Genomic DNA, 10,900 nt, shown 5'->3' with positions numbered 1-10,900 from the left:
TTCGGCTTGCATCGTGTCCTGAACACGAGTCAGGAGCGCTATCAGCGCTTCACATTAGTCGTCGAAACGACTGATTCAGAACCATCGGTGAACAATGTCGACCACAGCGGTAGCAACCGCTGTTCTTTCAAGATGTCAATACTCTAGTGATTTGTAGAATTTGAGATCCCGAACTTGTGGAAAGCGGTCTCTCTCATTTCGTATGGCGAATGTCGGTTTATCACCGAACGCCAAGCAGTCGTCCGTCACTCACGAAAACGAACGAGTGAAGGCTGAAGAAGAGAGGTTTGTGGTGGTAGCCCCGCCGAGTCGGGGGATGCATACGAGAACTGTACCGAGCGATTGCGTTCCGGACTACACGAGCGGTTCGACGAGTTTCTTCCCCGCGGTGAGCAGTTCGCTGACGCGTTTCTCGCTCTCCGCTTCGGCGTAGATGCGCATCTTGGGTTCGGTGCCGCTCGGTCGGACGAGCATCCACGACCCGTCGTCGAGCAGGATTTTGAACCCGTCTTTCGTCACCACGTCTTCGACGTCGTGGTCCGCGACTTCGTTGGGGAGTTCGGTTTCGAGGTCGGCGAGGACGCGCTCTTTCTCGCTGTCGGGACAATCGAGACTAATCTTGTTTTGGTGAATCTCGCCGAACTCCGTGAGCAGGTCATCCACGCGCTCGTCGAAGGGACGTTCCGCGGCGACCGCGGCGGCGAGCAGGGCCATCAGGACGCCGTCTTTCTCGCGGACGTGACCGCGAATCGTGAACCCACCGCTCTCCTCACCGCCGACGAGCGCGTCGTACTCGGCCATAGCCTGCGCGACCCACTTGAACCCGACTGGGGTCTCGTGGACGTCTTCGCCGTGCGCTTCGGCGATGCGGTCGATGAGGAAGGTGGTCGAGACGGTTCGAATCGCCGGCCCCGAATCGTCTTCGAGCAGGTAGTCGTACAGCGCGGCGAAAAAGAGATTTTCGTCCAGAAAGCCGCGGTCGGGGGTCACGATGGCGAGCCTGTCGGCGTCACCGTCGTTGGCGATACCGAGGTCCGCGTCGCCGTCTCGGACCGTGGCGACCAACTCCTGGAGGTGGTCGGCGTCGGGTTCCGGTGGCGTGCCGCCGAACTCGGCGTCTCGCTCGCAGTGGAGGCGCTCTACGTTCGCGCCTGCATCTTCGAGCAGGCGGTCGGTGACGCCGCGACCGCTTCCGTGCATAGCGTCGTAGACGACCGAGAGGTCCGAAAAGTCGCTCTCGACGAGGTCGAAGGCGTGGTCTTCGTAGGAGGCGACGAAATCCATCTCGCGGACCGTTCCGTGGTCGTCTTCGGGAAGCGGGTCGGGTTCGGCGAGTCTGGCTTCTATCTGGTCGGTCACCTCGGGGAGAGCGGGCGCGCCGTCCGCCGGGATGAACTTCACGCCGTTGTACTCCGGCGGGTTGTGTGAGGCCGTTATCATCAGGCCACCGGCGAGGTCGCGGTCGGCGATGGTCCAGGCGAGGATAGGCGTGGGCGTGTCTCGCTCGGGAATGAGAACGTCGAAGCCGTTCGCCGCGAGGACTCGACAGAGGTCTTCCGCGAATCCGCGTGACGTATCGCGGGCGTCGTAGCTAACCGCGACCGTCTCGCCTGCCCGGTCTTCGACCTCGTGAAGATAGTCGGCGACCGCCTGGCCGACTATCTGCACGCGCGGCGACGTGAACTCGTCCAACGTTGCCCGCCAGCCGTCAGTTCCGAACGAAATCGGCGTGTCCATACTCCGTCCGTCTTCGCCGGGGTCGAAAAAACCACCGTGTTCCACCACCCAAACAAATGATGGAGTTTCTACAAAAATCGGCTTCCGGGAAGCGTTTTGTTTCCCAGTGGTGATGTTTCGAGTATGAGATGGAGACGACGTGAGACGGGTTCGAGGTCGGGTCGTCGTTCCGAGACGTTTCAATCGGGTCGTATGCGGCAACGAGTGGAGCGGAACGTGTGGGTTATACGTTCGCGGTACGAAAGGGGTGAATAATGCCAGCAGTACCGAACGTCGTCGCAGTGTGTGGGAGCATGCGCGACGGGAGCCACACGCGAACCGCGCTAACACACGTATTAGATGCCGCAGAGAGTGCTGGCGCGGAGACGGAACTCATCGACCTCCGCGAGTACGACCTTCCCATCTTCGACCCGGACGAAGAGGAACCGGAAGACGCAGTGGAGATAAAACGCAAGATTCGGGAGGCCGACTCGGTCGTCCTCGGCAGTCCCGTCTACCACGGGTCGTACACCTCGGCGTTCCGGAACGTCCACGACTACTGTAGCTTCGACGAGTTCGAGGATACGACGGTCGGATTGCTCGCGGTTGCAGGTGGCGGTACCTACAGCAGCACGCTGGACCACATGCGAATCACGGTTCGTGGCGTTCACGGCTGGGCCCTGCCCCACCAGGTCGGTATCCGAAGAGCGTACGACCAGTTCGAAGACGGCGAGTTCATCGACAAAGATTTGGAAGAGCGCACCCGAAAACTCGGCCGCCAGGCCGTCGAATACGCGTTCATCACGCCCGAGGTCACCTCGACCGAAGTGGACGAGACGGACGAAGCGACGGCAGACGACTAATCGACCGGTCGTTCCGCGGTCTCCGGTCGAACCTCTTTCGATGGTCCGATTTCGACCAGTCGTTCTTTTTCCGCGCGACTGAACTGTTTTATCTTGTACTCGCGGGACATCGCGGCGGATTTCGACTCGAATCGTTTGGAGTAGACGAGCTCGACTGGCGTCCGCCCACGGGTGTACTTCGCACCCTCGCCGTCGTCGTGTTCCGCGACGCGGCGTGCTACGTCGGTCGTATATCCGGTGTAAAAACTGCCGTCACTGCATTCGACGACGTAAACCCAGTGGGTAGTCACACCTGACAGGCTTCGCGTGGTTCGTCTTGTTCCTGTCGATTCCGCCCTTCAACCTCGTCGGGCTATGCTCGTTGCGCACGCTGTCGTGCCACCTCGGCGATTCCTGCGTTCGCCGAGCAGGCAGGACAAGCGCGGATGTGACCGTGTTCGTCAGCGAAGACGCGCGCAAATCGTTCGGACACGTGCGCGTCACAGTGGTCGCAGTTTGGCATGCTAGTTGCCAGCGATTCGGTCGCCGGCATACAGTTCTTGGTGGTCGACCACTAAATATCCTTTCCAAATTCTCACCCAAATTCGTGATTCGAGAATATTTGTTTCCACAATAGATAATTGGGGGGTCGAAGACCACCCTGTTCTGGCGATTCGGAATGAATACTTGGTGAATCGAGAAACGGGTCTGAACCCCCTCCCTCGCTTCCGGTGGAGATAGATGAACACTCGGCTGTCCGTTCCCCCGACCACGTTCGACGGTCAGTTCGGGTCCCAGTCGCGCTCGCCGGCGCGAACTAGTACGTCGAGCCAGTTTTCCTCGGGCGGAAGTGGGCAAGAGAACGTCTCGCTGTAGGCACAGAACGGCGCGTACGCGAGGTTGAAATCCAGCGTCACCTCGTCACCGTCTTGCAGTTCGCGTTCGGGATGGAGGTCGAGATAGCGTCCCTCCTCGTAGCTCTGTTGCCCCGTCGTCTTGTCCCGGAAGGGGACGAACAGCGCTTCCTGTCGCTCCTGCTGGTACGCCGACAGCGAACAGTCCTCGCCGTCGATTTCGAAGGAGAACGTCAGCATCCGGAGATACCGCTGTGGCGGTCCGGCGGTCGTCTCCAGTTCGAGCGGTTCCGGTTCGTCGTGTACGGTGACTGTAGCGGTCACGCGGAAGTCCTCGTCCGGTTCGAAGTACGAAAGGCCGTCGAACTCGTCGCGCAGTTCAGGTGGAATCGGCGACTGCGGGTGGTCGCCGAGAAACTCGTCTTTCTCCTCACGGAGTCTCGACAGTTCGTTGCGCCAGTCGTCGGCGGCGAGGTCGGTCGTGCTCGCAGGGTCGCTCGCATCAGTCATGCCAGAGGGTAGGTAATCCGGTCGGGTAACAGTTCCGTAGTCGATTCCCGGTGGGGCGTCGTGGAACCTCCTCCGTCTCGAAGTCGCCGCTCCCGAATCGGGAGACGCCGCCCGACTGTCTTCCCACTGTGAACGAGGCCACGAGTGCTATGCCTCTGCACGATGTGGCTCAATCGGGTATGGACTACCAGTTTACGAACCGGCCAACGTTCGCCGACCTCGAACTGACACTGGCCGACGACGAGCGAATCCGCGCCGCGGCAGCATCCGTCGTCAGCTTTTCGCAGGGTATCTCCGTCGAGTCGGACGACGGCGGGTTGCCGGAGTCGAAACGGCGGTCGGTGCTTGACCCCGACACGCAGTTCTCGACCATCGTCACCGCGAATTACCCCGGCACGGTCACGCTGGCACCGCCCTTTCCGGGCGACGTTTCCCACTACGAACTCCGCGACGAGACACTGTACGTCCAGTCGTGTTCGTTCCTCGCCGCAGAGCCGACCGTCGAACTCGACGCCGAGTTCAGTGACGACGAGACGTTCGCCGAAGGCGACTGTGATTTCTTGCTCGAGCTGTCGGGGGCAGGGCTGGCGTTTCTGGCGAGTTACGGAGCCATCTCGGTCGTCAGCCTCGACCCCGGCGAGGAGCACGTCGTAGACACGGGCCACGTCGTCGCCTTCGAGGAGACGGTCGATTTCTCGATTCGACACGTTGAGGGCGCTAAATCGCCGTACGGAACCGGGCGGGGGCTATTCTGCGAGTTCGAAGGGCCGGGTACCATCTGGACGCAATCGCGCAGTCCGGCGACGTTCCTCGCCTGGCTCGTGCCGAACCTCCCCGGAGAATCCTCACGAGACTGCTGAGCGTCGCTCGAAAATTCCGAAGTCGTTCGGCGACAGTTCTCCCGATGGTAGGGCGCTAAAACCCCGTCCTTTAGGGCGGGGAGGAGTCACCCACTCGTCGTCCGGTGGGCTCACCCCCGGCGACAACAGGCGGAATTTGCGTACCGCACGACGCTTATTTACCGGGACGTAGAACGGTGGGGTATGCGAGAGGACTTTCTCCTACTCAACCCCGGCCCGGTTCCGCTCGCGCGCGACGTTCGAAAGGCGATGAGCGAACCGATGGTCTCACACCGCTCGTCGGAGTTCGAGTCGGTGTACGAGCGTGCACAGGACGGTCTCGACTATATCTTCGAGCGGTCGTCGCTCGACGAGACGCCGACCACGAGCGGTGGCACCAGCCTCATCTTCAACGGGACGGCGACGATGGCGATGGAGGCCGCCGTCGCCAACCTCGCGGGGACCGACGACGAGGTGGTCGCCGTCGTCAACGGGAAGTTCGGTCGCCGGTTCAAGCGCATCGCCGACCGGTACGCGAACGTGACGCCCGTATCGTTCGACTGGGGCCAATCCGTCGACCCCGACGCGGTGAGTGAGGCGGTAAGCGACGAGACGAAGGTCGTGACGATGGTTCACAACGAGACGAGTACCGGTCTGCTGAACCCGGTGGCCGAAGTCGGTGCCGTCGCCGCCGAGCACGACGCGTACTTCGTCGTGGACGGGGTCACCTCCATCGGCGGCGACGAGTTCCTCGTGGACGAGTGGAACGTCGACGTCGCACTCACGGACGCCCAGAAGTGTCTCGCAGCCCCGCCGGGAACGAGCGCGATGTACGCCACACCCCGCGCACAGGACGCCTTCGACGGCGAGAGTGCCCCGTTCTACGAGGACTTAGACTGGCACCTCCGCAAGGCGGAGTCCCACCAGACGCCGTTCACGAGCGCGGTTCCGCTGTTCCGCGGTCTCGCGCTCGCAGTCGAGCACATCGTGGACGAGGGGATGCCCGAGCGAATTTCCCGCCACCGCGGGCAATCGCGGGCGTTCCGGTCGGCGTTCACCGCGATGGGGCTGTCGTCGTTCCCCGAGCGAAACGACGCATCGGAGTACTCGAACACGCTCACCGCCATCTCGCTCCCCGCCAGTGTCCGCGAGAATCCGGACGCCTTCTTCGACGCCGTGGCCGACCGCGGCGTGAGCATCAGCGGCGGGCAGGCTCACCTCGGCGGCGAAATCTTCCGCGTGAGCAACATGGGCCATCTCTCCTCGGAGCAGATTCTGCGCGGTGTGCGTGCCATCGGCGAGGCGTTCCACGAGGTCGGCGAAGACGTCGACCTGGAGGCCGCGATGGCGGCGGCGCGCGAACAGCTGCGCTGACGGTGAACGCCCCCTATTCCAGTTCTACGACGCCGATGAGAACGTGTGCTTTCTCATCGTTTCCTGCCTTCGTGTAGTCGCTCGCTTTTCACCCACCCTGTGACGACCAACCACACTCCGCAAACGTTGCCGTAACTGGCGGTTATAAAATTCTCCAGGAATATGCTTCATACACATGAGCGACGACCAGCCCCGATTCGATACCCGGAGCGTTCACGCGGGACAGCGACCGGACCCCGCGACAGGGGCGGTTGCGCCGCCCCTCTATCAGACTACCTCGTACGCCTTCGAGGACGCCGACCACGCCGCCGACCTATACGCGTTAGAGGCCGACGGCCACATCTACTCCCGGTTGAGCAACCCGACCGTCGAGTCGCTCGAAAACCGAATCGCGTCACTGGAAGGTGGCTCTGGCGCAGTCGCCACCGCCAGCGGGATGGCCGCGCTGGACGCTATCACGCTCGTTCTCGCCGAATCGGGTGACAACGTCGTGGTCTCGACCGACACCTACGGCGGAACGACCGCCTACTTCTCGCACACTGCCTCCCGCCGGGGAATCGACGCGCGACTCGTGAATACGCTCGATTACGACGCTTACGCCGAGGCCATCGACGTCGACACCGCCTTCGTCCACGTCGAGACGGTGGGCAACCCGTCGCTCGTCACGCCCGACTTCGAGCGCGTGGCGGCGACCGCACACGAACACGGCGTCCCCCTCGTGGTGGACAACACCTTCGCGACGCCCGCGCTCTGTCGTCCGCTCGAACACGGTGCCGACGTAGTCTGGGAGTCCACGACCAAGTGGCTTCACGGGAGCGGGACGACCGTCGGCGGCGTCGTCGTCGATGGCGGCAGTTTCGACTGGGAGGGCTATCCCGAACTCGCGGGCGAGAACCCGGCCTACCACGGCGTCGACTTCTCTCAGGACTTCTCGGACGCGCCGCTCGCCGCCGCCGCCCGGTTCCGGAGCGTTCGCAGCCTCGGCAATCAACAGTCCCCGTTCGACGCCTGGCAGACCCTTCAGGGCATGGAGACGCTTGCGCTCCGGATGACCCGCCACTGCGAGAACGCGGCCGTCGTCGCGGAGTACCTCGCAGACCACGACGAGGTGGCGTGGGTCGCCTACCCCGGCCTCGTATCCCACGAGACACACGAGAACGCCAGTCGGTACCTGGAGGGTGGATACGGCGGCATGATCGCCTTCGGACTCGGTTCGTTCGAGGCGAGCAAGACGTTCTGCGAGACGGTCGACCTCGCTTCGTTCCTCGCAAACATCGGCGACGCGAAGACGCTGGTCATCCACCCCGCGAGTACGACGCACGCTCAACTCTCGCCGGACGCACAGGAAGAAGCAGGCGTGACACGCGACCTCGTCCGCCTCTCGGTCGGTATCGAAGACCCCGCCGACATCCTGGCCGACCTCGACGCCGCAATCGAGGAGGCGACACGATGACGGTTTCGCTCGGCCCGTTCGAGTTCGAGCGCGGCGGGAGCGTCCCCGAGTTGGAACTCGCCTACGAAACGTACGGCGAGCACACCGGTAACGACGCGGTGCTCGTCTGCCACGCGCTGACGGGAAGCCACCGCGTGACCGGCGGTTCTGACACCGCCGACGGACAGGGAATCGGCTGGTGGGACGACATGGTCGGCCCCGGCAAAGCCATCGACACGCGTGAGCACTTCGTCGTCTCCGTGAACGTCCCCGGGTCGTGCTACGGGACGACGGGCCCGGCGAGCACGAATCCCGAGACGGGAGAACCGTACGGCTCCGACTTCCCGAGCGTCACCGTCGGCGACTGGGTGCGCGCCCAGCGTCGCCTACTCGACCACCTCGGAATCGAGACGCTCCGGGCCGTCGTCGGCGGGAGCGTCGGCGGTATGAACGCCATCGAGTGGGCGAAGCGGTATCCCGAGCGAGTCGAGCGCGTGATTCCCATCGCCACCGCGCCCCGCCTCGACCCGCAACTGCTCGCTCTCTGTGCAGTCGCGCGTCGAGCCATCACCTCCGACTCGGTGTGGCAGGGCGGCGACTACTACCCGGACCACCCGGACGCCGGTCTCGCACTCGCCCGACAACTCGGCCACGTCTCGTACCTCTCGAAAGATTCGATGGAGCGCAAGTTCGGCAGGCAACTCGCGGACTGTCCGCCCCGGTCGTTCGCGTCCGACGACGGTCCCGGTGGGTTCGCCCCTGACACCGAGACGTACCGGGACGTCGAGAGCTATCTCGACTATCAGGCACAGAAGTTCGTCCGGCGGTTCGACGCGAACAGCTACCTCCATCTCACGCACGCCATGGAGAACTACGACCTCTCTGCGGGGTTCGACTCCGACGCCGACGCACTGGCCGAGTTCGATGGCGAGGCACTCGTCCTCTCGATTTCGGGCGACTGGCACTTCACCGTCGAACAGGCAGACCGCCTCACCGAGGCGTTCCGTGACGCAGGCGTGGCGGTGACACACCACACCATCGACAGCGACCACGGCCACGACGCATTTCTCACTGAACCGGAACGGGTCGGCCCACCGATTCGCAGCTTTCTCGCCCCCGGGCCCGAACGGTTCGCGCCGGTTCACGCCAGTCTGTTCGCACACTGAGTGTACTGCGGGAACGGACGCCCCCCAGCCGCACAGTAGCCGGGTGTCGAATCCCGTTCGCGGACGATCGGGGTGTCTCATCGGAGAGCCGAACCAAGGACTCGGAGCCTCCTTCGAGAAGTCATTCGATACCGACGTATGACGCCATGGCTTTCATTGCCCTCGGCGGCGTTTGGGAGGTGAGATGCGTAATCGACCACTCACTTTCGTCGTCGTCCTCGTGATGCTCGTCCCGGGGGGCGTCGTCTCGAGCACCATCGTATCGGGCAACGGAATCGCTCACGCGCAGGAACAGACGTGCGATTTCTCCACCTTGTACGACCAGACGATAGATTCGGTCGTCGCAGTCAGGGTCGAAACACCGCAGGGTGTCGGAGAAGGGTCGGGGTTCGTCTACGAGACCGATGGCACGAACGACTCTGCCCACATCGTCACGAACCAACACGTCATAGCGATGGCGGACGACGTCGAAGTACAGTTCAACGAAGGAGAGTTCATGGATGCCGAAGTCGTCGGAACCTCTCCCGAAGTCGACCTCGCAGTGTTGCAGGTCGAGGGCGTACCGAACTACTCTGGCTCTCTCCCGCTCGCCGAAACCCCAGCAGAGCCCGGAGAGAGCGTGGCAGCCATCGGAAACCCACTCGGTCTCCAGGGGACGATAACGGAGGGTGTCGTCAGCGGGGTCAACCGAACGATTCCGGTTCGACGAGGATTCTCGATTCCGGGCGCTCTCCAGACCGATGCAGCCATCAATCCGGGTAACAGTGGTGGTCCGTTGGTGAGCTGTGAGGGTCGCGTTGTCGGTGTCAACACCGCTGGAATCGCCGAGGGCGAAAACCTCGGCTTCGCGATTCCCGCAAGCGTGGTTCGAGAGGAAGTACCGCCGATCATCGAGAACGCTGAACGACCGAACGGGTCGATGCGAACGAATCAGTCGGTAATCTCGATGCGGTCTTCCGATGCTCCGTCCTCCACGATGGGGAAGAAGACTTCGAGGACACCGTTGCGGTAGGTCGCCGTAATCTCCTCTTTCTCCACCGTCTTGGGGAGAGTCACGCGCTCTGAAACCGTGCGAGAGCGGGCGAACTCGTCGCCGGTCACCTCGTGTTTCGCGGCGATGATGACCACGCCGTCGTGAATCGAGAGGTCGATCTCTTCTTTCTCGAATCCGGGGAGGTCGGCGACGAGGACGAACTTGCCGTCGCGTTCGGCCAGGTCGATGGGGGTCCCTCGTCGTAGTTGGCTTCGTGGGTCATCGAGTCCCGACATTCGGGTTCGCATCTGTTCTAACAGTCGGTCCATCTCTTCGAAAGGAGTGTATCGTTCCACGATAATCACCGATAGTGACATCCTCCCCGTCGTAAACGACGGGGCTTCCCACAACAGTGGGATTCCGGCAATGCCGTAGGTTTCAGTCCGAATACGCCGAAAGCGTCATCTGTGCGGGTTTCGCACTCGTCTTCCGGTGGACTGTGGCGGTGTCACAACCGCTCCCATCCTGTGGCGTGTCATCGCGTTCCGGTTTCCAAGGAACGCTCTCACCCCACGGGTCTACGCGACCGGCGATGTTCGCCGCCGCGTTAATATCTGCTTGGAATGTCGACACGTGGCAGTCGTCGTTTGTACAGCGGAACTCCGCTTGTGAACTCCGTCGCCCGATGTGGTCGCAGGCGTGGCACGTCTTCGAGGTGTACGACGGATTCACGAACCGAACGGGGATACCCAACTCGGTTGCTTTATCCTCGATACGACCCTGTAGTCTGGCGAACGCCCATGCGTGCAAGCGTCGGTTCATGTACTTGCCGTAATCCAACCGCTCGCGGATGAATGACAAGTCTTCGAGGACGATAACCGGATTCTCGAATTGTCGAGCGTATTCAACAGCGTTCCGAGACGCTTTCTCCACGATGTCTGTGAGCGCGTTCTGGTAGTGGTCGAATCGTTCGTCCACTCGCCACTCGGACGCGTCTCGCTGTTGAAGGCGTTTCAGGGTTGTATACATCTCTTTGCGGAGGTGTCGGGCACGACTGCCACTTTCGAGCATCGGCTTCGTCGGTGTGTTGCGCTTGAGGGCACAGCCCGTAATCAACGCGGATTCTCCGATATCAAAACCGATGTACGTCTCGTCACCGTCCGTTTCAGGTTCGTCTACTTCGTATTCGACGGC

12 protein-coding genes are annotated in these 10,900 nt (G+C 62.4%); 6 read left to right on the top strand and 6 right to left on the bottom strand.

Going from position 1 to position 10,900, the window contains the following annotated elements; all coding sequences use genetic code 11:
- Positions 1-354 precede the first annotated feature (354 nt).
- A complete protein-coding gene (locus ACR3FF_RS23315; RefSeq protein ID WP_458190530.1) occupies positions 355-1,737 on the bottom strand; it encodes a phosphoglucomutase/phosphomannomutase family protein in 1,383 nt (460 codons plus the stop codon).
- A gap of 254 nt (positions 1,738-1,991) precedes the next feature.
- Here ACR3FF_RS23315 and ACR3FF_RS23310 point away from each other — a divergent pair, with 254 nt between their 5' ends.
- The gene (locus ACR3FF_RS23310) at positions 1,992-2,579 is read left to right on the top strand and encodes an NADPH-dependent FMN reductase (RefSeq protein ID WP_458190528.1); all 588 of its coding nucleotides are present in this window, start codon (positions 1,992-1,994) and stop codon (positions 2,577-2,579) included.
- Here the strand turns inward: ACR3FF_RS23310 and ACR3FF_RS23305 are convergent.
- From ACR3FF_RS23305 to ACR3FF_RS23295, 3 genes are all read right to left on the bottom strand, one after another.
- Positions 2,576-2,869, bottom strand: coding sequence for a GIY-YIG nuclease family protein (locus ACR3FF_RS23305; protein WP_458190527.1), 294 nt, complete (start codon positions 2,867-2,869; stop codon positions 2,576-2,578). The two genes, ACR3FF_RS23310 and ACR3FF_RS23305, sit on opposite strands and share 4 nt — an antisense overlap.
- A 62-nt stretch (positions 2,870-2,931) precedes the next feature.
- Positions 2,932-3,081, bottom strand: coding sequence for a DUF7563 family protein (locus ACR3FF_RS23300; RefSeq protein WP_458190529.1), 150 nt, complete (start codon positions 3,079-3,081; stop codon positions 2,932-2,934).
- 259 nt (positions 3,082-3,340) lie between these two features.
- Positions 3,341-3,922 (bottom strand): DUF1684 domain-containing protein, encoded by a 582-nt coding sequence (locus tag ACR3FF_RS23295; RefSeq protein WP_458190526.1) that lies wholly within the window; start codon positions 3,920-3,922, stop codon positions 3,341-3,343.
- A 179-nt stretch (positions 3,923-4,101) separates the two neighbouring features.
- Between ACR3FF_RS23295 and ACR3FF_RS23290 the strand changes: the two genes are divergently transcribed.
- From ACR3FF_RS23290 to ACR3FF_RS23270, 5 genes are all read left to right on the top strand, one after another.
- Entirely contained in the window at positions 4,102-4,782 is a 681-nt protein-coding gene (locus ACR3FF_RS23290; protein WP_458190525.1) for a TIGR00266 family protein, read from the top strand.
- A 183-nt stretch (positions 4,783-4,965) separates the two neighbouring features.
- The gene (locus ACR3FF_RS23285; RefSeq protein WP_458190524.1) at positions 4,966-6,135 is read left to right on the top strand and encodes a pyridoxal-phosphate-dependent aminotransferase family protein; all 1,170 of its coding nucleotides are present in this window, start codon (positions 4,966-4,968) and stop codon (positions 6,133-6,135) included.
- A 175-nt stretch (positions 6,136-6,310) separates the two neighbouring features.
- Positions 6,311-7,588 (top strand): O-acetylhomoserine aminocarboxypropyltransferase/cysteine synthase family protein, encoded by a 1,278-nt coding sequence (locus ACR3FF_RS23280; protein ID WP_458190523.1) that lies wholly within the window; start codon positions 6,311-6,313, stop codon positions 7,586-7,588.
- Positions 7,585-8,733, top strand: a complete 1,149-nt coding sequence (gene metX, locus ACR3FF_RS23275; RefSeq protein WP_458190522.1) for a homoserine O-acetyltransferase MetX — start codon at positions 7,585-7,587, stop codon at positions 8,731-8,733. Before ACR3FF_RS23280 ends, metX begins: the two co-directional genes overlap by 4 nt.
- 184 nt (positions 8,734-8,917) lie before the next feature.
- Complete coding sequence (locus ACR3FF_RS23270) at positions 8,918-9,745, top strand: S1C family serine protease (RefSeq protein ID WP_458190521.1); 828 nt, start codon at positions 8,918-8,920, stop codon at positions 9,743-9,745.
- On the opposite strand, the gene ACR3FF_RS23265 is transcribed toward ACR3FF_RS23270, so the two are convergent.
- Together ACR3FF_RS23265 and ACR3FF_RS23260 are read right to left on the bottom strand one after the other, a co-directional pair.
- The gene (locus ACR3FF_RS23265; protein ID WP_458190520.1) at positions 9,664-10,062 is read right to left on the bottom strand and encodes an Hsp20/alpha crystallin family protein; all 399 of its coding nucleotides are present in this window, start codon (positions 10,060-10,062) and stop codon (positions 9,664-9,666) included. The genes ACR3FF_RS23270 and ACR3FF_RS23265 overlap by 82 nt on opposite strands.
- Before the next feature lie 82 nt (positions 10,063-10,144).
- On the bottom strand, positions 10,145-10,900 hold a 756-nt coding region (locus ACR3FF_RS23260; RefSeq protein WP_458190519.1), incomplete at its 5' end, for an RNA-guided endonuclease TnpB family protein.

This window comes from Haladaptatus ordinarius (genome assembly GCF_054177595.1).
Note: the sequence above shows the minus strand (reverse complement) of the source record. Positions and strands in the feature narration are given on the sequence as shown.

Excerpts from the sequence above, each read along its gene's own strand:
- ACR3FF_RS23290 (WP_458190525.1), top strand. The coding sequence starts at position 4,102 with ATGGACTACCAGTTTACGAACCGGCCAACGTTCGCCGACCTCGAACTG.
- ACR3FF_RS23295 (WP_458190526.1), bottom strand. The coding sequence starts at position 3,922 with ATGACTGATGCGAGCGACCCTGCGAGCACGACCGACCTCGCCGCCGAC.
- ACR3FF_RS23310 (WP_458190528.1), top strand. The coding sequence starts at position 1,992 with ATGCCAGCAGTACCGAACGTCGTCGCAGTGTGTGGGAGCATGCGCGAC.
- ACR3FF_RS23285 (WP_458190524.1), top strand. The coding sequence starts at position 4,966 with ATGCGAGAGGACTTTCTCCTACTCAACCCCGGCCCGGTTCCGCTCGCG.
- ACR3FF_RS23270 (WP_458190521.1), top strand. The coding sequence starts at position 8,918 with ATGCGTAATCGACCACTCACTTTCGTCGTCGTCCTCGTGATGCTCGTC.
- ACR3FF_RS23315 (WP_458190530.1), bottom strand. The coding sequence starts at position 1,737 with ATGGACACGCCGATTTCGTTCGGAACTGACGGCTGGCGGGCAACGTTG.
- ACR3FF_RS23280 (WP_458190523.1), top strand. The coding sequence starts at position 6,311 with ATGAGCGACGACCAGCCCCGATTCGATACCCGGAGCGTTCACGCGGGA.
- ACR3FF_RS23300 (WP_458190529.1), bottom strand. The coding sequence starts at position 3,081 with ATGCCAAACTGCGACCACTGTGACGCGCACGTGTCCGAACGATTTGCG.
- metX (WP_458190522.1), top strand. The coding sequence starts at position 7,585 with ATGACGGTTTCGCTCGGCCCGTTCGAGTTCGAGCGCGGCGGGAGCGTC.